Origin of the sequence: Pseudonocardia terrae (assembly GCF_021343995.1) — a bacterium.
Lineage (GTDB): Bacteria > Actinomycetota > Actinomycetes > Mycobacteriales > Pseudonocardiaceae > Pseudonocardia > Pseudonocardia terrae.
The window spans coordinates 25409-47056 of record NZ_JAJTTE010000051.1 but is presented as its reverse complement, the minus strand read 5'-3'; the positions used below and the strand labels follow the sequence as shown (position 1 = coordinate 47056).

Genomic DNA, 21648 nt, shown 5'->3' with positions numbered 1-21648 from the left:
GTGGTGCTCTGAGCACCACCGACCACGCCCTGCACTAACCGATCCCGAAGCGGCGGATCTTGCGGTAGATCGTCGCGCGCGAGATGCCCAGGTCGGCGGCGGCGCGGTCCTTGTTGCCGCCGGCCTTCTCCAGGGCCGCCACGATCGCGTCCCGCTCGGTGCTCTCCATCCGGGCGAGCGGCCGGGTCGGCGGGCCCGCGCGGTACCCCTCGGGCAGGTGGCGGACGGCGATGTCGAAGTGCATCGCCGTGACCATCGCGCCGGCCAGGACCCGTCGCAGCTCGCGGACGTTGCCCGGCCAGGGGTGGGCGCGGAGCGCGGTCAGCGCCTGTGCGGTGCACCGCGGCCGCGGCCCGTCGGCGGGGGCGAGCTCGCCAAGGAGCTCTTCCACCAGGCCGGGCAGGTCCACCGCCCGGTCCCGCAGCGGGGGCACGGCCAGCGCGGCCCGGGCCTCGTCGAGCAGCCCGCCGGGGAGCCCGTCCGCCCGGGTCGCGGTCAGGACGACCCGGGCCTCGGCCGCGCCGACCAGGGCGGTCAGCACGCCGTCGTCGTCGAGCTCCTCGGCCCGGCGCAGCACCACCGTCGCGTGCGGATCGGCGAGCGCCGCGGCCAGGTCCGCCGGCCTCCCCGCCCGGCAGTCGACGACCGTGCAGGGACCGGCCCGGTCCTGGTCGTGCAGCCAGCGGGCCAGGCGCGCCTTGCCGACCCCGGGTTCGCCGTGCAGCAGCAGCGGCCCGCCCAGGCCGGCGAGCCGGCGGGCCCGGCGTTGCAGCTGCGCCCAGGTCGAGCCGGCTCCGGTACCGGAGCCCACGGCCGCCCGGCCGTCGGCGGGGATCATGGTGACCACGACCCCGGCCGGCCACGGACCGCCGCCGTCGACCGGCGCGCAACGGGCGTCGACGACGACGTCGCGGGTCAGGGTCAGCCGCCCGGTGATCTCGCGGCCCGAGGCGACCGCGCCGCGGGCCCAGTCCCACAGCAGGGCGTGGTCGGCGGGCTCGAACAGCTGCGCGGCCGCCGAGTTGGTGAAGAGGAACTCCTCGTTGAGCGAGGCGACAGCCACGCTGCGCCGCCGCCGGGAGCGCGCGACGAACTCCTCGAACAGCGCCCGCTCGTGCACGGTGGCCTGCTCCCGCAGCCGCATCTCGATCTCGCGGACCGCCTCGGTGAGCAGGGGCAGCAGGATCTCGTTGGTGTCCCGGGAGGCGCAGGTGAGGTCGAGGACGCCCTCGAGCCGGCGGGACAGCGGGTCGAGGATCGGCACGCCGACGCAGGTGAAGTCCTGCATCGCGTCCTGGTAGTGCTCGCCGCCGACGATCAGCGTGGGGCGCCGCTCCTCGACCACCGTGCCGAGCCCGTTGGTGCCGACCCGCTCCTCGCCGAGGCAGCAGCCCGGCGAGGCGGAGATCGCGTCGAGCCCGGCGAACAGCGCCGCCCGCCCGGCACCTCGCCAGAGGATCCAGGCCTGCGCGTCGGCCAGCACGACGGCCGTCGAGGTGCCGGCCAGCTGCGCCACGAGCCGGTCCAGCACGGGCTCGGCCGCGCGCAGCAGCCGCGGCGTCCCGGAGCGGTCCGGGTCCGCGGGCCCGGTGGGCATCCGGCCGGGGTCCACTCCGGAGAGCAGCGAGCGCCGCCACGACGCCGCGATCTCGGGGCGGACCAGCTCCTCCACCGAGGACGCCGGGACCGCCGCCGGGGACCGAACCTCAGGGGAGGCCGCGGAGGACCCTGCAGAGGACACCACCGAGGAGACCACCGAGGACACCACCGCGTCGGGGCCGGCGGACAGGAGCCGCTCCCGGGCCCGGCGGATGAGCCGCTGGCCCTCCGGGCTCCACCGCGCCGCGACCGGCCGCCCCCGGCCGTGCGCGACCGCCCCTGTCCACGACGCCTGCGCCATCCCGACCTCCTCGTCGGCACGCCCCCGATCTTCTCGACACTGCCTGCCGAACGGTCGTCGGGCAACCCCCGACGACCGTTCGGCCAGGGGCGGATCAGCCGCCGGCGGCCTCCCGGCGCTGGCGGGTGGTGCGGTGCTCGGTGTCGGTGTCGAACTTCGGGATGACGTGGTCGCCCATCAGCTTGATCATGCGTAGCGTCTCGTCCCTGCTCTTCACACCGCGCAGCATGAGGAACTGGTCGGCCCCGGTGGACTCCCACCGGCGCAGCTGGGCGATCACGTCGTCGGGGTCGCCGACGACCGCCGCCCCGAGCTCGAGGAAGCCGTCGAGCGCCTCCTCGGTGAGCTCGGGCAGCACCTCCGGCCACGCCGGGAAGCCCTCGGGCCGCGGGAACGTGTCGTGGTACCGGAAGACCTGGCTCATCTGGTAGTGGTTGCCGCCGTCGAGGAAGTCCCGGCGGGCGGTCTCGCGGTCCTCGGCGACCGAGTTGAAGCCGTTGGCCACGATCAGGTTGTCGTTGACCCAGGCGCCGATCGGGTCGTCGCAGCGGGCGACGGCGTCCTTGTAGGCCTTGATCGCCACCTCGGTCTTGGGGATCTCGTCGAGCGAGAAGCCCAGGGCGCCCATGCCGCGGCGGCCGCACATCTCGAAGCTGGAGGTGTTGCCCGCGGCGTACCAGATCGGCGGGTGCAGCGGCCCGTACGGCTTGGGCAGGACCCGCCGCGCGGGCATGTCCCAGTACTTGCCGGAGAAGCCGGGGTACTCGTCCTGCAGCCACATCTTCGCGAACTCGGGCACCGTCTCGAAGAAGATGTCCTTGGTCTCGTTCACGTCGGTGACGTGGGTGTGGAAGCCCTTCACCTCGTGGCTGCCGGCGCCGCGGCCGACGCCGAACTCGAAGCGCCCCTCGGTGAGGTGGTCGAGCATCGCGACCCGCTCCGCGACCGCGGCGGGGTGGTGCACGCGGGGCAGCGGGTTGAAGATCCCGGAGCCGACGTGGGCGCGGGTGGTGAGCGCCCCGAGCGCACCGAGGAACACGTCGTTCGACGAGATGTGGCTGTACTCGTCGAGGAAGTGGTGCTCGGAGATCCAGATGTACTTGAACCCGGCCTGCTCGGCGGCCAGGCACAGCTCCAGGTCCTCCATGAGCACCCGGTGCTCCGCATCGGGGTCCGTGCGGCGGTCGGCGGGCAGGTAGCCCTGGGTCAGGAAGCCGAACTCCATCGTCGTCGCCCCCTCAGACCGTCGCCGCGCTGCGGACCCGCGCCCGGACGAACGCGCCGATCCGGTCGATCGCGGCGGCCCCCTCGGGCAGCCGGTCGGCGAACATCTGGAACACGTGCACCATCTCGTACCCGACCTGCAGGAAGGCCTCGCCTGCCGCGCGCAGCACCCCGTCGGCGATCCGCACGGCGTCGTCCTCGAGGACCTCGCTGCTGCCCACCTGGACGAGCAACGGCGGCAGCCCGGCCAGGTTCCCCAGCAGCGGCGACGCCCGGTGGTCGGTCGGGTCGGCGCCCTGCAGGTAGCCCTGCTGCATCTCGGTGAGCACGGCCCGGCTGACGAGTGGGTCGACGGCCTCGCGGCCGTCCATCGAGTCGCCGGACAGCGTGAGGTCGGCCCACGGCGACATCAGCACCCCGGCCGCCGGGAGCGGGTCGCCCGCGTCCCGGGCCGCGGCGAGGACCGCCAACGCCAGGCCGCCGCCGGCCGAGTCGCCGGACACCACGAGCGAGGCCGGGTCGACGCCGTCGGCGAGCATCCCGCGGTAGGCGGCCACGCCGTCCTCGTGGGCGGCCGGGAAGGCGTGCTCCGGGGCGAGCCGGTAGTCGGCGAGGAAGACCCGGGCCCCGGCGGCCCGCGCGATCCGGGCCCCCAGGTCGCGGTGGCTGGTCGGCGAGCCGATCAGGTAGCCGCCCGCGTGGAAGTGCAGGATCGTGGCCGACGATCCGGCCCCGCCGCTCTCCGGGACCTCCACCCACGTGCCGCGCACGCCACCGACCACGCCCTCGGTGAGCGTCGCGTCGGCGGCCGGCTCGGGGCACATGCCGTCGAAGCCCGTCCGCATCTCCTCGAGGGTCGCGTCCTCCCGCAGCCAGCCCGCATAGGCCGCCGCGGCCATGTCGTTCACCCGTGCCGAGACCATCGCTCCTCCGTCGGTACTCGCGGGCCGCACTGCCCGCTCCCCCCGGAGATCACCAGCCCGCGGACGCGCCCGGAGGTCTCACTCTGAGATCGGCCGGTCTCAGAGTGAGACCTCCGCGGCGACGGGCCGGTTGCCTAGCGTCGAACGGCGGGACCGGCGGCGTGGCCGGTCCGAGGAAGCGATCGGAACGGTGGTGCACCCATGGGACGGATGGACGGCAAGGTCGCGCTGGTCACCGGGGCGGCGCGCGGGCAGGGCCGCTCGCACGCGCTGCGGCTGGCCGAGGAGGGCGCGGAGATCGTCGCCGTCGACCTCTGCGCGCAGATCGAGTCCGTGCCGTACGGCATGTCGACGCCGGAGGACCTCGCCGAGACGGCCAAGCTGATCGAGGAGCTGGACCGGCGGGTCGTCACCCGGGAGGCCGACGTCCGCGACTCCGGCTCCCTCGACGCGGCCGTGCAGGCGGGCCTGTCGGAGTTCGGGCACATCGACGTCGTGTGCGCCAACGCGGGCATCTTCAGCTACGCCCCCGCGTGGGAGATGACAGACCAGATGTGGGACGAGATGCTCGCGGTCAACGTGACCGGCGTGTGGAAGACCCTCAAGGCGGTGCTGCCGTCGATGATCGAGCGCGGTCAGGGTGGCTCCCTGGTGCTGACCAGCTCGACGGCCGGGCTGCGCGGGTTCGCCAACATGGTCCACTACACCGCGGCCAAGCACGGCGTCGTCGGCGTCATGCGGACCATGGTGCAGGAGGTGTCGCAGTACGGGATCCGCTGCAACACGGTGCACCCCACCGCGGTCGACACCGACATGATCCAGAACGAGCCGATGTACAAGCTGTTCCTGCCGGACGCGAAGCCCGAGGAGCTGACCCGGGAGCGCTACGGCGAGGCCTTCCAGGCGCTGCACACGATGCCGCACCCCTGGGTCGAGCCGCGCGACATCTCCAACGCCGTGCTCTGGCTGGCCTCCGACGAGTCCCGCTACGTCACGGGCCAGACCATCGCCGTCGACCTCGGGTTCCTCGACAAGGTCTGACGCAGGACGAGTCTGACGCAGGACGAGTCTGACGCAGGACGAGGTCTGACGCAGGTCCACTGCCCGTGCCCGGGGTGGGTGGTGCCGGAGCACCACCCACCGCGCACGGCGGAATCAGCGGGGCGGGCGACGGGTTGGGGCGGGTATGACCTCCGCCACGGACTTCGACCCGCACGCGCTGCTCGCCGGGACCCGTCTCGGGGTGCTCGCCACGATCAAGAAGGACGGGGTGCCCCAGCTCTCCCCGGTGACGCCCTTCTACGACCGCGAGGCGGGCACCATCTCGGTCTCGATGACGGAGGGCCGGGCCAAGACGGCGAACCTGCGCCGCGACCCGCGGGCCGCGCTCGAGGTGACCAGTTCCGACGGGTGGGGCTGGGCCACCGCGGAGGGCCCGGTGACGCTGACCGGTCCGGGCGCGACCCCCGACTCCCCCGAGGTCGAGGCGCTCGTCGAGTACTACCGCCGCGCCGCCGGCGAGCATCCGAACTGGACGGAGTACCGGGAGACCATGGTCGCGGACCGCCGCGTGCTCATGACCATGACCGTCGAACGGGTCTACGGGGCCCGGATCCGGTAACCCGACACGGGAACTTTCCTCCACTGGGGAGTGAATCGCGTGTCGCTCCCTCGGAAGTACTCGCTCTTCGTGGTCGCATTCCCCGGAACACGGTCTCCGGGGGGAGCGGACATGCGCGTGGGACTGCTGTCGACCACGGTCGGGCGACTGCTCGTCACGGTCGGTGCCGGACTGGTCTTCCTGACACTCCTCCTGGCACCGACCGCGAGCGCCGAGCCGCTGCCACCGCCGCCCGACCATCCGCAGCGGATCGTCGAGTCGCTGTCCGAGGCGGTCGAGGTCGCCCCGGGCGTCACGCACCGGGACATCACCACGACCACCGCCGCCGGGCACGTGATGGGCGACGTCGTCGAGGTCGACCTCACGACACCCGGGGTGCGGGCCGACCTCCTGACGCCCGGTGCCGTCGCGGCGCGGGCCGGGGTGAAGGCGATGGCCGACGGCACCGGTGCCGTCGCCGGGATCAACGGCGACTTCTTCGACATCGGCCGCACGAGTGCGGCGGCCGGACCTGCCGTGCAGAACGGCCGGTTCCTCAAGGCCGCGGTGCCGCAGGGCCGCCGCGCCGCGCCAGCAGTGCCGGGCGCGGAGATGGACTACGTGTTCGCCGTCGGCACCGACGGGGTGGCCCGGGTCGACCGGCTGCCGCTGCGGGGTGAGGTGCGCCGCACGGGGATCGAGCGCGTCTCCTACCAGGGCCCGCGCAGCGAGCAGGTCGCCGAGCAGGACGCCCTGCCGATCGTCGCTCTCAACCAGTTCGCCGTACCGGTCAACGGCATCGGCGTGTTCACCTCGGACTGGGGCGACGCCGACCGCGCCCGCACCCTCTGCGGCTCGGACACCGACCGGGATGCTCCGTGCGCGGCCGACCAGGTCGAGGTCGTGGTCCGCGGCGGCGCGGTGACCGCGGTCCGCGCGCCCGGTGCGGGCCGGCTGCCCGCGGAGGAGACCGCGCTGGTCGGGCGCGAGCAGGGCGCCGTCGCGCTGCGCGGTCTCAAGGTCGGTGACCGGGTGAGCGTCGACTACGCACTGGTGCCGGCGAGCGGGGTCGCACCCCGGATGGCCGTGGGCGGCAGCCCGATCCTGCGCGACGGGGCCCCCACCGAGCGGCTCGACGACAGCGCCCGCGCCCCGCGCAGCGGCGCCGGGGTGACCGCCGACGGCCACCGGATGCTCCTGGTGACGGTCGACGGGCGACAGTCCGACAGCGTCGGCGCCACGCTGCTGCAGTTCTCGAACCTGCTGCGCGAGCTGGGTCTCGACGACGCCGTCAACCTCGACGGCGGCGGCTCCTCCACCCTCGCCTACCGCGACGCCGGCGCCCCGGCGACGACGATCGTCAACGACCCGTCGGACCCCTCGCCGCGCCTGGTGTCCAACGGGATCGGCGTCTACGCGGGGTAGCCCCGGACGCCGCCGGAGGCCACCTCGACCACGTGCACGTGTCCGTGCGACGGTGACCGGGTGACGGCCTGGCTGAGCTGGTCCTGCGGGAAGGACAGCGCGTACGCGCTGGGGGCCTGCGCTGACGTCACCGGCCTCTTCACCACGGTCACGGCCGGGCGGGTCCCGGTGCACGGCGTGCGGCGGGAGCTCGTCGAGGCGCAGGCGGCGGCGCTGGGCCTGCCGCTGCACGTCGTCGAGCTGCCGTGGCCGTGCCCGAACACGGAGTACGAGCGGCGGACCGGGGCGGCCCTTGCCGCCGCCCGCGCGACCGGCGCGGACACCGTCGTCTACGGCGACCTCTTCCTGGACGACATCCGCGCCTACCGCGAGCGCACGCTGGCCGGCACCGGGCTCACGCCGCGGTTCCCGTTGTGGGGCAGACCGACCGGCGCGCTCGCCCGGGAGATGATCGCGGCCGGGCTGCGCGCCGTCGTCGTCTCCGTGGACCCGGCGCGGATGCCGGCCGAGCTGGCCGGGCACGCGTTCGACGCGGAGTTCCTCGCCGCCCTGCCCGAGGGCGTCGACCCCTGCGGGGAGAACGGCGAGTTCCACACCTTCGTCACGGCGGGCCCGGGCTTCCGTGCCCCCGTCCCCGTCACGGTCAACCGCGTGGGTGACCGGGACGGGATGCTGGTCGCCGAGCTCGTGCCGGGGATCAGCCCAGCAGCTCCGTGACCAGCCCGCCGACGGCCTCGGTCTCGATGAGGAAGCCGTCGTGCCCGTACGGGGACTCGATCACCCGCAGCTCCGCGCCGGGGATGCCCGCGGCCAGCTCCTCCTGCTGCGACACCGGGTAGAGCCGGTCCGAGCTGATCCCGACGATTGTCGTGCGGGCCGTGACCCGCTCCAGCGCCGCGGCCGTGCCGCCCCGCCCGCGCCCGACGTCGTGCGCGTTCATCATCTCGGTGAGCCGCACGTACGAGCCGGCGTCGAAGCGGTGCACCAGTTTCGCCGCGTGGTGGTCCAGGTAGGACTCCACCGCGTACCGTCCGCCGTGGAACGGGTCCTCACCGGTCTGCGGGTCGCGGCCGAAGCGGGTGGCCAGCTCGTAACCGCTGCGGTAGCTCAGGTGCGCGATCCGCCGGGCCACGCCCAGCCCCGCGTGCGGCCCCGCCCCCGGCGGGAGGTCGTGGTAGTCGCCGCCGCGCCAGCCCGGGTCGGCCCGGATCGCCGCGAGCTGCGGGGCGGCCCACCCGATCTGGTCGGCCGAGGCGGCTGCGGGCGACGCCAGCAGCATCAGCCGGGCGACCCGCTCGGGCTCGGTCGCGGCCCATTCCAGGGCACGCATGCCGCCCATCGACCCGCCGACCACCAGCGCCCACGTCCCGACCCCGAGCGCGTCGGCCAGCGGGACCTCGGACCGGACGGTGTCCCGCGCGGTGACCAGCGGGAACCGGCTCCCCCACGGCCGCCCGTCCGGCGCCCGCGACGCCGGACCGGTCGTGCCCTGGCAGCCGCCGACGACGTTCGGCGCCACCACGAAGAACCGCTCGGTGTCCAGCGGGCGGCCGGGGCCGATCAGCCCCTCCCACCAGCCGGCGGTCGGGTGCCCCGGGCCGGCCGGGCCGGTCACGTGCGCGTCGCCGGTGAGGGCGTGCAGGACCAGCACGGCGTTGGACCCGGTCGCGTCGAGCTCGCCCCAGGTCTCGTAGGCGAGCCGGACGCCCGGGAGCTCCCCGCCGGCCTCGAGCGGCAGCGTGGCGGGGAGGTCCAGGAAGCGGCGTCGGCCGGGATCCGCCCCCTCCCGCCACGCGCCGGTGGCGGGAGGGAGCAGAGTCTCCGGATCCGTGGTCGTCACGCGCTCTTGGCCGCCCGGAACCCGGCGTCGAGGTCGGCCTTGATGTCCTCGATGCCCTCCAGGCCCACCGACAGCCGGATCAGGCCCGGGCCGACGCCCGTCGACAGCTGCTCCTCGCCGGAGAGCTGGCTGTGGGTGGTCGACGCCGGGTGGATCACCAGGCTGCGGACGTCGCCGATGTTGGCCAGGTGGCTGTGCAGCTCCAGCGCATCGACGAACTTCTTGCCCGCCTCGACGCCCCCGCGGATGTCGAACGCGACGATCGCGCCCGCACCCTTGGGCAGGTACTTCTGCTGCAGCGCGTGCCACGGGCTGGACGGCAGGCCGGCGTAGTAGACCTTCTCCACCTCGTCCCGGGCCTCGAGCCACTCCGCGACGGCCTGCGCGTTCTGCACGTGCCGCTCGAGCCGCAGCGACAGCGTCTCGATGCCCTGGATCAGCAGGAACGAGTTCAGCGGCGCGATCGCCGGGCCGAGGTCGCGCAGCAGCTGCACGCGGAACTTGATCAGGAAGGCCTGCGGGCCGAGGGCCTCCCAGTAGTTCAGCCCGTGGTAGCTCGGGTCGGCCGTGGTCAGGCCCGGGAACCGCTCGGCCCGGGCGCCCCAGTCGAAGTTGCCGGAGTCCACGACGACGCCGCCGATGCTCGTCCCGTGTCCGCCGAGGAACTTCGTGGCCGAGTGCACGACGATGTCCGCGCCGTGCTCGAAGGGCCGCACCAGGTACGGCGTCGGCACGGTGTTGTCGACGATCAGCGGCACGCCCACCTCGTGCGCCAGGTCGGCGACCGCGCGGATGTCGAGGACGTTGCTGCGCGGGTTGCCGATCGACTCGGCGTAGAAGGCCTTGGTGTTCGGCCGGACCGCGGCGCGCCACTCCTCGACGCTGTCCGGGTCGTCGACGAACGTGACGTCGATGCCCAGCTTCGGCAGCGTGTAGTGGAAGAGGTTGTAGGTGCCGCCGTAGAGGGACGCGGAGGACACGAAGTGGTCCCCGGCCTGCGCGATGTTGAGGATCGCCAGGGTCTGCGCGGCCTGCCCGGAGGCGACGGCGACGGCCCCGATGCCGCCCTCGAGCGCGGCCACGCGCTGCTCGAGGACGTCCTGCGTCGGATTCATGATCCGGGTGTAGATGTTGCCCAGCTCGGCGAGCCCGAACAGCGCCGCGGCGTGGTCGGTGTCCCGGAACGTGTACGACGTCGTCTGGTAGATCGGGGTGGCGCGGGCGCCGGTCGTCGGGTCCGAGGTGGCGCCGGCGTGGACCTGCTTGGTCTCGAAGGACCAGGCGGCGGTGGGGTCGTTCTCGGGCATGCAGGGTCTCCTGAGGTGATCGTTCGGGGGCGACGCGTGGGGATGTGGTTCAGCCGCGCGAACGACAGGCCGCGCTGGTCACGCGCATGAAGTCGACATGGCGACGGGCCACGAGGCGGATCACGAACGCGACCGTAACGGGGTCGTCATACCTGCACAACACCGGTCCGGGTGGCGGTCACCGTGCCGGTTACCCTGCCGGGCGTGCTCGTCCTGCTGCCGCCGTCGGAGACCAAGCGCGCCGGGGGCGACGGCCCGCCGCTCGACCTCGCGGCGCTGAGCCACCCGGAGCTCGACCCGGTGCGCAAGGCGCTGGTCGACGAGCTGGTGGAGCTCGCCGACGACGTCCCCGCCGCGCGGGCTGCCCTGGGCCTGTCGGAGCGGCAGAGCGACGAGATCGAGCGCAACGCGTCCCTGTGGACCTCCCCGACCGCCCCGGCGATCACCCGCTACACGGGCGTGCTCTACGACGCGCTCGACGCCGGGTCGCTGCGTGGGGCCGCCGCGGGGCGGGCGCGGGAGCGGCTCGCCGTGGGGTCGGCGCTGTTCGGGCTGGTCCACGCCGGCGACCCGATCCCGGCGTACCGGCTGTCCGCGGGCTCGGCGCTGCCCTCCGGCGGCACGCTCGCGGCCCGGTGGAAGCCCGTGCTGGAGCCGGTGCTCGCCCGGCTGGCCGCGGAGCAGCTGGTGGTGGACCTGCGGTCCGGCGCCTACGCGCAGCTGGCGCGGGTCCCGGGCGCGGTCACGGTCAACGTCCTGGCCGAGCGCCCCGACGGGTCGCGCTCGGTGGTGAGCCACCACAACAAGTCGCACAAGGGCGGCCTGGCCCGGCTGCTGGTCTCCTCCCGCGCCGAGCCGGCCGACGCGGCGGCGGTCGCGCGCATCGCCCGCCGCGCCGGCCATGTCGTCGAGCGGAGCGGGGACCACCTCGACCTGGTCCTCCCCGCCTGACCACGCGAGTCGCGCTCCGGGCTCCCGCGAGTCGCGCCCCGGGCCCCCGCGAGTCGCGCCCCGGGCCCCCGCGAGTCGCGCCCCGGGCTCCCGCGAGTCGCGCCCTGGGCTTCCGCGAGTCGGCAGTTTCGAGAGCGCGGGTCGGCAGTGTCGAGAACGCGGGTCGGCAGGTCCGCGAGGCGGTGCGCCGGGCCCGGAGCAGGGAGCCCTCCGGATCCGGCGGCCCGAACCGCGTCGCTGCACCGATCCCGGACCGAGCTCGGAGCCATGATCACCGATCGTGGAGCGAGAACGTCGGGAATCGACCGTCCCCGTCCCGAAGCCGTGATCATGGTCGGCAAGTTGCCCGCCCACCGCGCTGCCCGGGCTCTCGCCACCTCATCGACACCTCGACCTCGCTCCGCACGGGCGGGACGGCGGGTTGCGTTGAGCCCCCGCGAGTCGCGCGATCGAACACCGCGAGTCGCGCGATCGAGCACCGCGAGTCGGCACTTTCAGCACCGCGAGTCGGCAGATTCAGGAGCGCGAGTCGGCAGTTCCGGGAGGCCGCGCTGCCGGGCCCGGAGCAGGGAGCCCTCCGGGTCCGGCGGCCCGGACCGCGCCGCACCGATCCCCGGCCCACACTCGGAGCATGATCACCGATCGTGGAGCGACAACGTCGAGAATCGACCGTCCCCGTCCCGAGGACGTGATCATGGTCGGCAAGTCGCGCAGCGACCCCGCGAGTCGACAGTTCCGGGAGCGGCGAGCCGGCAGTTCCGCGTGCCCGAGTCGGCGGTTCCGGGAGGCGGGCGCCGGGTCCGGAGCAGGGAGCCCTCCGGAACCGGCGCGCCGACCTCACTGGGCCGCGTAGCCGCCGTCGACCAGGTGGTAGCTGCCGGTGATGAAGCTCGCGGCGTCGGAGACGAGGAAGGCGACAAGGTTCGCGACCTCGTCGACGGTCCCGAGCCGCCCGAGCGCGTGCTTCTCGGCGAGGGCCCGCTGCGTCTCGGCGTCGAGGTTCGCCTCGAGCAGCGGTGTGGTGATGAAGCCGGGGCCGACCGCGGTCACGCGCACACCCTGGGCGGCGTGCTCGAGCGCGGCGTTCTTGGTGAGGCCGATCAGGCCGTGCTTGGCGGTGACGTAGGCCGACGAGCCGGCGATGCCGACCGAGCCCAGCACGGACGCCATGTTCACGATCGCCCCGCCGCCGTGCGCGGCGATCGCGGGGATCTGCGCCTTGAGCCCGTAGAAGACGCCGTTGAGGTTGACGTCGACGACCTTGCGCCAGCTGTCCTCGGGGTACTCCCCGACCGGCGCGTTCGCCCCGCCGATGCCCGCGTTGTTCACCGCGATCCGCAGCGGCGCCAGCTTCTCCGCCGCCTCGACGGCCGCGCGCGCCACCTCGGGGTCCGCCGCGTCGCCGACGAAGGCCTCCGCGGTGCCACCCACGGCCCGGATCTCCTCGACCACGAGCTCGGCCGCCTCCGCGTTCAGGTCGTGGACCAGGACCGCGGCGCCGTTCGCGGCCAGCAGCAGCGCCACCGCCCGACCGATGCCCGACCCTGCCCCGGTCACGATCGCGGACCGGTCCGCCACGTCGTAGGTCGCCATGATGATCCCTCTTCCTCGAGTTACCCGACGTCTGTCGGTCATCTAAGTCCTACAAACGTCGGCTAACATCGGCGCCTTCCCGCGGAACGAGTGAGGTGGGTCATGGACGCACGGCGGCGTCGGAGCCGGGACCGCCTGCACGGCGCCGTCCTCGAGCTGGCCCGGGACACCCCCGTCGCGGATCTGACGATCACGCAGCTCGCCGAGGCCGCGGGGGTGCACCGCTCGACGTTCTACGAGCACGCACCCTCCCCCGGCGATCTCCTCCGGGACGCCCTGCGCGCCGAGCTCGACGAGCTGCGCGCCGGCCTGCTCGACGATCCCGGCGACACCGAGGTCGCTGTCCGCGAGGTCACGCGGCGGGTTCTCGAGCACGTCCGCCGGCACGCCGCGATCTACCGCCGCGGGCTCGCCCGGGACAGCGGCCCCGGCTCGCTGCACGGCATGCTCAGCGAGCACTTCCTGGAGACGAGCCGCCGGCTGATCGGTCTCGGCCGGCTGCGGCTGCCGCTGCACGTGGCCGGGGTGCCGGACCAGGCCGTCGCCGACACCGCCGCCCGGTTCGTCGCCCAGGGCACGGTCGGGGCGATCCAGGGTTGGCTGGACCTGCCCGGGGAGCCCGAGGTCGCGGTGTTCGAGGACCTCTACCGCGTGCTGGTCCCCTCCTGGTGGGTACGCGGGTGACGGCGGTGGGCGCCGTGCCCCGGTCCTCGTGGTCCTGGCGGTTCTCGCGGTGGCCGCTGCGCGGAAAACCGGTTGAGCCCGCGGCGTCGGCGCGCGACCCTCGCCCGGTCGACGTGAGATCCGAGCGACGTGAGGTGGAGGAGGTGCCCCGATGACGACAGCCGCCCGGGTGGCGGCGCGCCCCGGCGCGCCCTCCGGCCACCACCGCACCCCGCGCTGAGACCGCACCGAGGTCGCTCGCGTGGGGTGTCCACCCCACGTCAGGAGAACCCCTTCTCATGCGCGGGCCCATGCCCAAACGCCGTCGTGGTTTCGACGACGACGAGTACGTCCCCCACCCCGTGCCCCTGCACGAGGACCCCGATCTCCCGCCCGCCGGCGACCGCTGGTCCACCTGGAGCGGCGCCCAGCACGGCCCCGAGCCCCGCCCGGCCTGGGTGGAGACCGCGCACGCCGCGGTCGACACCGAGCTCGGCGTGCTCAAGACCGGCAAGGAGGCCGACGTCCACCTCGTCGAGCGCGGAGTGCCCGGCTCGCCAGGGGTGCGGATGGCCGCCAAGCGGTACCGCACCGCCGAGCACCGGATGTTCCACCGCGACGCCGGCTACCAGGAGGGACGGCGCGTCCGCCGCTCCCGGGAGATGCGGGCCATGACCAACCGGACCGGGTTCGGCCGCGAGCTGCTGTCCGGGCAGTGGGCGGCCGCGGAGTTCGCGGCGCTGTCCACCCTGTGGTCCGCGGGGCTGCCGGTCCCCTACCCGGTGCAGCTCGACGGCACGGAGCTGCTGCTCGAGTTCGTCGGGGACGGGACGACGGCCGCGCCCCGGCTGGCCCAGCTCCGCCCGTCGGGCGCGGAGCTGGCCGAGCTGTGGGCGCAGCTGGTCGAGGCCCTGCGCGGGCTGGCCCGGCACGGCTGGGCGCACGGCGACCTGTCCGCCTACAACCTGCTGGTGCACCGCGGCCGGCTGGTGCTGATCGACCTCCCGCAGGTCGTCGACCTCGTCGGCAACCCGCACGGGGCCGAGTTCCTGGTCCGCGACGTCCGCCGGGTGGCGGAGTGGTTCACCGCCCGCGGGCTGCCCGAGTCCGCCGGCGAGGAGCTCTTCCACGAGCTGGTCGACGAGGCGGGACTGGCTTGAGTCACGGGCGGGTGGCGCCGGCGCGCCACCCGCCCGTGCGGGCCACGGTGGGCGAGCACACCCTCCGGCCACACCGGTGGGCGCCGCCCGCTCCTGTAGGATCAAGGATGACCGCGCGGGCCGCTCATTCGTGCCCGTGTTCCTGCACCATTCGTCGGGCGTGCTCCCCACCAGCCGCGCCCGGGCTCGTCCCCGTGCCGGCCGCGCAACGCCGCCGACCGCTCCGTGTGACGTGCCAACGTCCCGGAGGTCTCGTGACCAGTCCGTCCCGCCGTCCTGCCCGCCGCCCGGAGCGGAGCGCACAGCAGCCGCGCCGCTCCGGTGGTGCGCCGCGCCGCCGCTCCGGCGGCGCCCCGCAGCAGCGGCCCGTCCGGCCCGCCATGCCCCCGGAGGTCCTCTGGACCGCCCCGGAGAGCGGGCTGCCCACCTTCGGCGAGCTCGGCCTGCCCGAGCCGGTGCTGCGTGCCCTCGCCGCGGAGGGTTTCGCCGAGCCCCGCCCGATCCAGGCCGCCACGCTCCCGGAGACCCTCCGGGGCCGCGACCTGCTCGGCCGCGGCCAGACCGGCTCCGGCAAGACCCTCGCCTTCGGCCTCGCGCTCGTCGCCCGGCTCGCCGGTGGCCGCGCCCAGGCCCGCCGCCCACGCGGCCTGGTCCTGGTGCCGACCCGCGAGCTGGCCCAGCAGGTCGTCGACGCCGTCGAGCCGTTCGCGAAGGCGCTGCACCTGCGGCAGGCCGTCGTGGTCGGCGGGCTGTCGATGAACCGGCAGATCGACACGCTCGCGCGCGGCGTCGACCTGCTCGTCGCCACCCCCGGCCGGCTCACCGACCACCTCAACGAGGGCACCTGCGACCTGTCCGCGGTCGAGATCACCGCGATCGACGAGGCGGACCGCATGTCCGACATGGGCTTCCTGCCGCAGGTCCGGCGGATCCTCGACCGCACCCCGGCCGACGGCCAGCGGCTGCTGTTCTCCGCCACCCTCGACAACGAGGTGTCCACGCTCGTCGACCGGTACCTCCACGACCCGGTCACCCGCGCCGTGGCCTCGGCGGCCGCGCCGGTCGAGACCATGGACCACCACCTGTTCATGGTCCGCCGCGACGACAAGAACCGGATCGTGCACGAGATCGCCGCCCGCGAGGGCCGCACGATCTTCTTCGTGCGCACCAAGCACGGCGCCGACCGCGTGGTGAAGCAGCTGCGTCGCGAGGGTGTCCAGGCCAGCGCGCTGCACGGCGGCAAGGCGCAGAACGCCCGCAACCGCGCCATCGACGCGTTCAAGGACGGCAGCATCCCGGTGCTGGTGGCCACGGACGTCGCCGCCCGCGGCATCCACGTCGACGACGTCAGCCTCGTCGTGCACGTCGACCCGCCGGGCGACCCGAAGGACTACCTGCACCGCGCCGGCCGCACCGCCCGCGGCGGCGAGTCGGGTGTCGTGGTCACGCTGGTCACGGCGGAGGAGCGGCGCGACGTCGACATCCTCATGCGGCAGGCCGGCGTCACCCCCGACGTGGCCGACGCCGCCCCCGGCTCCGCCTCGCTGGTCGAGGTCACCGGGGCGCGCATGCCCAGCGGCATCCCGGTCGAGGCGCCGAAGCCCCCGCAGCAGCAGCCCGCGGCCGGCACCGGACGGCGCCGCCGCAGTTCCGGGCGCGGTGCGACGGGCCGGCAGCCGGGTGGCCAGCAGGTTCCCGCGGGCGAGGCCCGGGGCCGGCGCTCCGGGGGACCGCGGCGGAGCGGTCGCGGCGGCAGCCCCCGCACCGCGGCCTGAGTCCGGTCCGCGTCCGGGCGCACGGTCCGGGCGCACCGACCCGATCCGCGTCCGGGCGCGACGCCGAGGGCGACGGGCGCGGGTCCCGGCCCGCTACAGCGCCCGGCGGCCCTTCCTGGCCGCCCGGCGCAGCTGGACGATCCGGGCACTGCCCGGGATCGCGACCAGCAGCACGCCGGCGATCGCGGCGAGGAGCAGCGCGACGCCGGTGGGCAGCGTGCCGTCGGCGCCCAGGAAGTGGATCTGCACCGGGTCCAGGTTCTGCAGGATGAAGATCAGCAGGAACAGCAGGACGACCGCGGAGAGGATCAGCCCGACCCACATCCCGCTGACCCGCGTGCGGTTCGATGCCGCCCGGTGTCCGGCTGACCGCGGCGGGGTCGCGGGAGGGCCGGTCGGCTCGACAGACCCGGTCGGCCCGGTCGGGACCACCACCGTGGCCTCCGGCGACGTCGTGCCCGGCGCCACCGGCGCGGTCTCCCCCTCGGTGGCCGGCCCGCCCCCGGTGGTCCGGACCTGCTCGTCGCTCATCGTGCTCCCTCGCCCGTCCCGGGCGCGGGCCGCCCGGCTGCGCGGAGTATCGCGCAGGAACGACCCGTCCGCCCGGATCCGGACGTCACCGGAGCGGGTGGTCAGCGCCCCGGGCGGCGCATCGGCAGGTGCGCGACGCCGTCCCAGTCGTAGGCGGGTCCGGTCGGCTCGAAGCCGTAGCCGCGGTAGAAGTCCGCGAGGTGCTCCTGGGCGTCGAGCACGCACGAGCCGTCGCCGATCTCGGCGAGCGCTGCGTGCATCAGCTGCCGGCCCAGCCCCCGCCCGCGCGCGGTCTTCGCCGTGCACAGCCGCCCGATCCGGTAGCCGCCGTCGGGCTCCTTGAGCAGCCGCAGGGTGCCGAGGACCGCCGCGGGGTCGCCGTGCCCGGCCAGCCAGTAGTGCCGGGCGCGCTCCTCGAGGTCCCGCCCGTCGAGCTCTCCGTAGGGGCAGGCCTGCTCGACCACGAAGACGTCCACGCGGAGCCGGAGCAGCTCGTAGAGGGTGGCGGCGTCGAGGTCGAGGGCCCAGGATCGGCGGAGGGTCGCGGCGGTCTCGGTCATGGCCCGTGCCTACCAGACTTCCGGGCGCGACGACGCGGGCGCGGGCGATTAGCCTCGTGCCGTGCCCCACCACGATCTCGTCGTCATCGGTACCGGATCCGGCAACACGTTCCTCGACGAGCGGTACGCCGACAAGGACGTGGCCCTCGTCGAGCACGGCGTCTTCGGCGGGACGTGCCTCAACGTCGGGTGCATCCCGACGAAGATGTACGTCTACGCGGCCGACGTCGCCGAGCACGTCCGGCGCGCGGCGAAGTACGGCGTCGACGCCGGCATCGACAAGATCCGGTGGCGCGACATCCGGGACCGGGTGTTCGGCCGCATCGACCCGATCTCGGCCGGCGGCCGGGAGTACCGGGTCCAGCGCAGCCCGAACGTGACCGTGTACTTCGGGCACGCCTCGTTCACCGGGCCGCGGGCCCTGCGGGTCGAGCGCACGGACGGCTCCGGCGAGGACGAGCTCACGGCCGACCAGGTCGTCGTCGCCGCGGGCGGCCGGCCGATGATCCCGCCGGTGATCGCGAAGTCCGACATCCCGTACGAGACGTCCGACACCGTCATGCGGATCGACGACGTGCCGCCCCGGCTGGCGGTCATCGGCGGCGGGTACATCGCGGCCGAGTTCGCCCACGTCTTCTCCGCCCTCGGCAGCACGGTCACCCTCGTCGTGCGCGGCGGGCGGCTGCTCAAGTCGCACGACGAGACCATCTCGCACGCCTACACCGACCTCGCGGTGCGCGGTTCGCGCATCGACGTCAAGCTGAACACGCAGGTCAGGTCCGCGTCGAAGACCGAGAGCGGCATCGCACTCGCGCTCGACGACGGCGAGACGCTCGAGGCGGACGTCGTCCTGGTCGCCGCGGGCCGCATCCCCAACGGCGACCGGATGAACCTGGGTGCGGCCGGCATCGGCACGCACTCGGACGGCCGGATCGAGGTCGACCGCTTCCAGCGCACCACCGCGGACGGGGTCTGGGCGCTGGGCGACGTCAGCTCCCCGTGGCAGCTCAAGCACGTCGCCAACCGGGAGGCGAAGGTCGTGGGGCACAACGTCCTGCACCCCGACGACCTGATCGCGATCGACCACCGGTACGTCCCCTCGGCGGTGTTCACCGACCCGCAGGTCGCGAGCGTCGGCAAGACCGAGGAACAGTGCCGGATGACGGACATCGAGTACGTGGTCAAGGTCCAGCGGTACGGCGACGTCGCCTTCGGCTGGGCCATGGAGGACACGACCAGCCTCTGCAAGGTCGTCGCGGAGAAGGGCACCGGCCGGCTGCTCGGCGCGCACCTCATGGGGCCGGAGGCGTCCTCGCTCATCCAGCCGCTGATCCAGGCGATGTCCTTCGGGCTGACCGCCCGCGAGATGGCCACCGGCCAGTACTGGATCCACCCGGCGCTGCCCGAGGTGGTGGAGAACGCACTCCTCGGCCTGGACCTGTAGATCTCGCCATCGGGTGAGGGTCGACCTACGCTGGACGGGCCGATCCGCCGCGGCCCGGCCCCCGAGGGCCGGGCCGCAGACCGACACACGAGGTACCCGTATGACCCTGGCCGCCCAGCCGGAGCACACCCGGCCCGAGCAGACAGAGCCCACGCGAACAGAGCCCGAACGGACCCGGGCGGGGCAGCCCGAGACCCGCTCCGGGCCCAAACCGGTCCTCGCCGGCAGGCGCGGCCTGCCCCAGCAGATCGGCGTCTACGTCTTCGTGTTCACACCGCTCGTCGCGCTGCTGGCCGCGATCCCACTGGCGGCGACCGTCGGGTTCCTCGGCTGGTCCGACGTCGTCATCGGGCTCGTGTTCTACGTGATCAGCGGGCTGGGCATCACCGTCGGGTACCACCGGTACTTCACGCACGGCTCGTTCAAGGCCAGCCGCGGGCTGAAGATCGCGCTCGCGCTCGCCGGCAGCCTCGCCATGCAGGGCCCGGTGATCAAGTGGGTCGCCGACCACCGCCGGCACCACGCCTTCTCCGACAAGGAGGGCGACCCGCACTCCCCGTGGCTCTTCGGCACCTCCACGCGGGCGCTGGCCCAGGGCTTCTGGCACTCGCACACCGGCTGGCTGTTCGACCGCGACCTCACCAACGAGGAGCGCTTCACCCCGGACCTGCTGGCCGACACCGACCTGCGCCGCATCGACTCGCTGTTCGGCCTGTGGAGCGTGCTCACCCTGGTGGTCCCCGCCGCGCTGGGCGGGTTGGTGACGTGGTCCTGGTGGGGCGCGCTGACCGCGCTGTTCTGGGCCGGGCTGGTGCGGGTGGCGTTGCTGCACCACGTCACCTGGTCCATCAACTCCATCTGCCACATGTGGGGCGAGCGCCCGTTCGCCGCGCGGGACCGCTCGGCCAACGTCTGGTGGCTGGCCGTCTTCTCCTTCGGCGAGTCCTGGCACAACCTGCATCACGCCGACCCCACGTGCGCGCGGCACGGCGTCCGCCGGGGGCAGATCGACCTCTCCGCGATCACCATCCGGGCCTTCGAGAAGCTGGGCTGGGCCACCGCCGTCCGCTGGCCCACGACCACGCGCCTCGACCGCCTCGCCAAGGACCCCGCCGCCGCATAAGTCCCTGCGGTACAAGTGCTGCCGAGGTGGGTCGTGCGGTTCGGGCCGGGTCCGTCATCGAGCGGCCGGGCTCGTGCGGACGTAGGCTCGTCGCCTCTCACTCACCCGTGAGGAGGCCCGATCATGGCCGTGTTGGCTCCCCATGAGCCGCCGAGGACCTGGACGCTGGAGGAGGTCCTGGTCACCGAGCCGGGGGTGATCCGCAGGGCGATCGGCGCCGCGGCGATCGGCAACGTCACGGAGTGGTACGACTTCGGCGTCTACGCCTACTTCGAGCCGACGATCAGACAGGTGTTCTTCTCCGGCCTCAGCGAGACCGTCGGCACCATCGCCACGTTCGGTCTGTTCGCCGTGGCGTTCCTGATCCGGCCGCTGGGCGGGCTGTTCTTCGGGCCGCTGGCCGACCGGATCGGGCGCAACCGGGTGCTGGCCACGACGATGGTGCTGATGGCGCTGGGCACCTTCGCCATCGGGTGCATCCCGAGCGAGGCCAGGATCGGCATCTGGGCCCCGGTCCTGCTCCTGGTGGCCCGGCTGGTGCAGGGCTTCTCCACCGGTGGCGAGTACGGCAACGCGATGACGTTCATCTCCGAGTACGCCCCGGACCGCCGCCGTGGCTTCCTCGGCAGCTGGCTCGAGTTCGGGACGTTCACCGGCTACCTGCTCGGCGCGATCGCGGTCACGGTCGCGGACGCCGCCCTCACCCAGGAGCAGCTGCTGTCCTGGGGCTGGCGGCTGCCGTTCTTCGTGGCCCTGCCGCTCGGGGTCGTCGGGGTCTACATGCGCACCCGGCTGGCCGACACCCCCGCCTTCGTCGCGCTCGAGCGCAGGGCGGAGCAGCGGGAGAAGGCGCAACGGCGCCTGCATCCGCACGAGACCCGGACCCTGCTCGCGCTGTGGCCGTTCCTGCTGGTCTGCATGGGCCTGGTGCTGGTCTGGAACGTGACCAACTACATGCTCACCTCGTACATGCCGACCTACGTCACCGAGACCCTGCCGAAGATGCAGGGTGCGACCACCGACACCACGACCACCTCGCAGGTGGTGCAGATCGCGGTGATGGTGGTCGCGCTGATCCTCATCCCGCTGATCGGCAGGCTGTCGGACCGTGTCGGGCGCAAGCCGATCGCGTGGGTGGGCTCGATCGGGCTGGTCGTGCTGGGCCTGCCGATGATCCTCCTGGTCCGGACCGAGACCACGGTGGGCGTCTTCGTCGGCCTGATGATCATGGGCCTGCTGTTGATCTGCTTCAGCGCGACGATGCCGTCGACGCTGCCCTCGCTCTTCCCGACCGAGGTGCGCGGCGGGGGCCTGTCGATCTCCTTCAACGTGTCCGTGTCGGCCTTCGCCGGCACCACCTCGCTGGTGGTCGGCGCGCTGGTCGCGGTGTCCGGCGACCTGAACTGGCCGGCCTACTACCTGATCATCGCCGGGGCGATCGGCATCTCCTCGCTCTGGTTCCTGCAGGAGCCGAACGGCCGGCGCATGTGGGGCTCCCCACCGGCCGCCGCCGACCGGGAGGAGGCCGAGCGGATCATCCGGGCACAGCAGACGTCGGCCTGAGCGGCCTGAGCGCCGGCGGCCCCGACGCCCGCCCGGCTGCCGAACCCGAGCGGCCCGTCAGCTCGA

At 73.9% G+C, this 21648-nt stretch carries 19 protein-coding genes; 11 read left to right on the top strand and 8 right to left on the bottom strand.

What is annotated here, in order from left to right; translation table 11 throughout:
* Positions 1-34: 34 nt before the first annotated feature.
* From LWC33_RS27170 to LWC33_RS27160, 3 genes are all read right to left on the bottom strand, one after another.
* Positions 35-1900 (bottom strand): sigma-54-dependent Fis family transcriptional regulator, encoded by a 1866-nt coding sequence (locus LWC33_RS27170; protein WP_233307527.1) that lies wholly within the window; start codon positions 1898-1900, stop codon positions 35-37.
* A 94-nt stretch (positions 1901-1994) separates the two neighbouring features.
* Positions 1995-3125 (bottom strand): LLM class flavin-dependent oxidoreductase, encoded by a 1131-nt coding sequence (locus LWC33_RS27165; protein ID WP_233307526.1) that lies wholly within the window; start codon positions 3123-3125, stop codon positions 1995-1997.
* A 13-nt stretch (positions 3126-3138) separates the two neighbouring features.
* Entirely contained in the window at positions 3139-4047 is a 909-nt protein-coding gene (locus LWC33_RS27160) for an alpha/beta hydrolase fold domain-containing protein (protein WP_233307525.1), read from the bottom strand.
* A 201-nt stretch (positions 4048-4248) separates the two neighbouring features.
* On the opposite strand from LWC33_RS27160, the gene LWC33_RS27155 reads away from it, so the two are divergent.
* From LWC33_RS27155 to LWC33_RS27140, 4 genes are all read left to right on the top strand, one after another.
* Positions 4249-5088: a mycofactocin-coupled SDR family oxidoreductase gene (locus LWC33_RS27155; RefSeq protein WP_233307524.1), complete on the top strand. Its 840-nt coding sequence runs from the start codon at positions 4249-4251 to the stop codon at positions 5086-5088.
* 145 nt (positions 5089-5233) lie between these two features.
* The gene (locus tag LWC33_RS27150) at positions 5234-5668 is read left to right on the top strand and encodes a PPOX class F420-dependent oxidoreductase (protein ID WP_233307523.1); all 435 of its coding nucleotides are present in this window, start codon (positions 5234-5236) and stop codon (positions 5666-5668) included.
* A gap of 111 nt (positions 5669-5779) precedes the next feature.
* Entirely contained in the window at positions 5780-7072 is a 1293-nt protein-coding gene (locus LWC33_RS27145) for a phosphodiester glycosidase family protein (RefSeq protein WP_233307522.1), read from the top strand.
* Between the two features lie 60 nt (positions 7073-7132).
* Positions 7133-7789: a Dph6-related ATP pyrophosphatase gene (locus LWC33_RS27140; RefSeq protein WP_233307521.1), complete on the top strand. Its 657-nt coding sequence runs from the start codon at positions 7133-7135 to the stop codon at positions 7787-7789.
* Here LWC33_RS27140 and metX read toward each other — a convergent pair.
* Both metX and LWC33_RS27130 read right to left on the bottom strand, forming a co-directional pair.
* Positions 7770-8912 carry a homoserine O-acetyltransferase MetX gene (gene metX, locus LWC33_RS27135; RefSeq protein ID WP_233307520.1) on the bottom strand — a complete coding sequence of 381 codons (1143 nt, stop codon included), beginning with the start codon at positions 8910-8912 and terminating at the stop codon, positions 7770-7772. The genes LWC33_RS27140 and metX overlap by 20 nt on opposite strands.
* Positions 8909-10219: a bifunctional o-acetylhomoserine/o-acetylserine sulfhydrylase gene (locus LWC33_RS27130; protein WP_233307519.1), complete on the bottom strand. Its 1311-nt coding sequence runs from the start codon at positions 10217-10219 to the stop codon at positions 8909-8911. Before LWC33_RS27130 ends, metX begins: the two co-directional genes overlap by 4 nt.
* Positions 10220-10423: 204 nt before the next feature.
* Here LWC33_RS27130 and yaaA point away from each other — a divergent pair, with 204 nt between their 5' ends.
* Positions 10424-11170, top strand: coding sequence for a peroxide stress protein YaaA (gene yaaA, locus LWC33_RS27125; protein WP_233307518.1), 747 nt, complete (start codon positions 10424-10426; stop codon positions 11168-11170).
* Positions 11171-12007: 837 nt separating this feature from the next.
* Here the strand turns inward: yaaA and LWC33_RS27120 are convergent.
* Entirely contained in the window at positions 12008-12763 is a 756-nt protein-coding gene (locus tag LWC33_RS27120; RefSeq protein ID WP_233307517.1) for an SDR family NAD(P)-dependent oxidoreductase, read from the bottom strand.
* Positions 12764-12865: 102 nt separating this feature from the next.
* Here LWC33_RS27120 and LWC33_RS27115 point away from each other — a divergent pair, with 102 nt between their 5' ends.
* From LWC33_RS27115 to LWC33_RS27105, 3 genes are all read left to right on the top strand, one after another.
* Complete coding sequence (locus LWC33_RS27115) at positions 12866-13447, top strand: TetR/AcrR family transcriptional regulator (protein ID WP_233307516.1); 582 nt, start codon at positions 12866-12868, stop codon at positions 13445-13447.
* Between the two features lie 278 nt (positions 13448-13725).
* Positions 13726-14586: a serine protein kinase RIO gene (locus LWC33_RS27110; RefSeq protein ID WP_233307515.1), complete on the top strand. Its 861-nt coding sequence runs from the start codon at positions 13726-13728 to the stop codon at positions 14584-14586.
* A gap of 380 nt (positions 14587-14966) precedes the next feature.
* On the top strand, positions 14967-16361 hold the full coding sequence (locus tag LWC33_RS27105; protein ID WP_233307531.1) for a DEAD/DEAH box helicase: 1395 nt from the start codon (positions 14967-14969) through the stop codon (positions 16359-16361).
* Positions 16362-16454: 93 nt separating this feature from the next.
* Here the strand turns inward: LWC33_RS27105 and LWC33_RS27100 are convergent, their stop codons facing one another.
* Positions 16455-16892, bottom strand: coding sequence for a LapA family protein (locus LWC33_RS27100; protein ID WP_233307514.1), 438 nt, complete (start codon positions 16890-16892; stop codon positions 16455-16457).
* Positions 16893-16993: 101 nt separating this feature from the next.
* Positions 16994-17452 carry a GNAT family N-acetyltransferase gene (locus LWC33_RS27095; RefSeq protein WP_233307513.1) on the bottom strand — a complete coding sequence of 153 codons (459 nt, stop codon included), beginning with the start codon at positions 17450-17452 and terminating at the stop codon, positions 16994-16996.
* 61 nt (positions 17453-17513) lie between these two features.
* Between LWC33_RS27095 and LWC33_RS27090 the strand changes: the two genes are divergently transcribed.
* The 3 genes from LWC33_RS27090 to LWC33_RS27080 all read left to right on the top strand — a co-directional run bounded on the left by LWC33_RS27090 (position 17514) and on the right by LWC33_RS27080 (position 21582).
* Complete coding sequence (locus tag LWC33_RS27090) at positions 17514-18896, top strand: mycothione reductase (protein WP_233307512.1); 1383 nt, start codon at positions 17514-17516, stop codon at positions 18894-18896.
* A gap of 100 nt (positions 18897-18996) precedes the next feature.
* Positions 18997-20019 carry an acyl-CoA desaturase gene (locus LWC33_RS27085; RefSeq protein WP_233307511.1) on the top strand — a complete coding sequence of 341 codons (1023 nt, stop codon included), beginning with the start codon at positions 18997-18999 and terminating at the stop codon, positions 20017-20019.
* Between the two features lie 123 nt (positions 20020-20142).
* The gene (locus LWC33_RS27080; RefSeq protein WP_233307510.1) at positions 20143-21582 is read left to right on the top strand and encodes an MFS transporter; all 1440 of its coding nucleotides are present in this window, start codon (positions 20143-20145) and stop codon (positions 21580-21582) included.
* Positions 21583-21648: the final 66 nt, after the last annotated feature.

What these genes read in the sequence shown, in the direction of transcription:
- LWC33_RS27160 (WP_233307525.1), bottom strand. Translation starts at nt 4,047, where the DNA reads ATGGTCTCGGCACGGGTGAACGACATGGCCGCGGCGGCCTATGCGGGC.
- LWC33_RS27105 (WP_233307531.1), top strand. Translation starts at nt 14,967, where the DNA reads ATGCCCCCGGAGGTCCTCTGGACCGCCCCGGAGAGCGGGCTGCCCACC.
- LWC33_RS27170 (WP_233307527.1), bottom strand. Translation starts at nt 1,900, where the DNA reads ATGGCGCAGGCGTCGTGGACAGGGGCGGTCGCGCACGGCCGGGGGCGG.
- LWC33_RS27100 (WP_233307514.1), bottom strand. Translation starts at nt 16,892, where the DNA reads ATGAGCGACGAGCAGGTCCGGACCACCGGGGGCGGGCCGGCCACCGAG.
- LWC33_RS27150 (WP_233307523.1), top strand. Translation starts at nt 5,234, where the DNA reads ATGACCTCCGCCACGGACTTCGACCCGCACGCGCTGCTCGCCGGGACC.
- LWC33_RS27155 (WP_233307524.1), top strand. Translation starts at nt 4,249, where the DNA reads ATGGGACGGATGGACGGCAAGGTCGCGCTGGTCACCGGGGCGGCGCGC.
- LWC33_RS27085 (WP_233307511.1), top strand. Translation starts at nt 18,997, where the DNA reads ATGACCCTGGCCGCCCAGCCGGAGCACACCCGGCCCGAGCAGACAGAG.
- LWC33_RS27130 (WP_233307519.1), bottom strand. Translation starts at nt 10,219, where the DNA reads ATGCCCGAGAACGACCCCACCGCCGCCTGGTCCTTCGAGACCAAGCAG.
- LWC33_RS27120 (WP_233307517.1), bottom strand. Translation starts at nt 12,763, where the DNA reads ATGGCGACCTACGACGTGGCGGACCGGTCCGCGATCGTGACCGGGGCA.
- LWC33_RS27115 (WP_233307516.1), top strand. Translation starts at nt 12,866, where the DNA reads ATGGACGCACGGCGGCGTCGGAGCCGGGACCGCCTGCACGGCGCCGTC.
- LWC33_RS27165 (WP_233307526.1), bottom strand. Translation starts at nt 3,125, where the DNA reads ATGGAGTTCGGCTTCCTGACCCAGGGCTACCTGCCCGCCGACCGCCGC.
- LWC33_RS27110 (WP_233307515.1), top strand. Translation starts at nt 13,726, where the DNA reads ATGCGCGGGCCCATGCCCAAACGCCGTCGTGGTTTCGACGACGACGAG.
- LWC33_RS27145 (WP_233307522.1), top strand. Translation starts at nt 5,780, where the DNA reads ATGCGCGTGGGACTGCTGTCGACCACGGTCGGGCGACTGCTCGTCACG.
- LWC33_RS27080 (WP_233307510.1), top strand. Translation starts at nt 20,143, where the DNA reads ATGGCCGTGTTGGCTCCCCATGAGCCGCCGAGGACCTGGACGCTGGAG.
- LWC33_RS27095 (WP_233307513.1), bottom strand. Translation starts at nt 17,452, where the DNA reads ATGACCGAGACCGCCGCGACCCTCCGCCGATCCTGGGCCCTCGACCTC.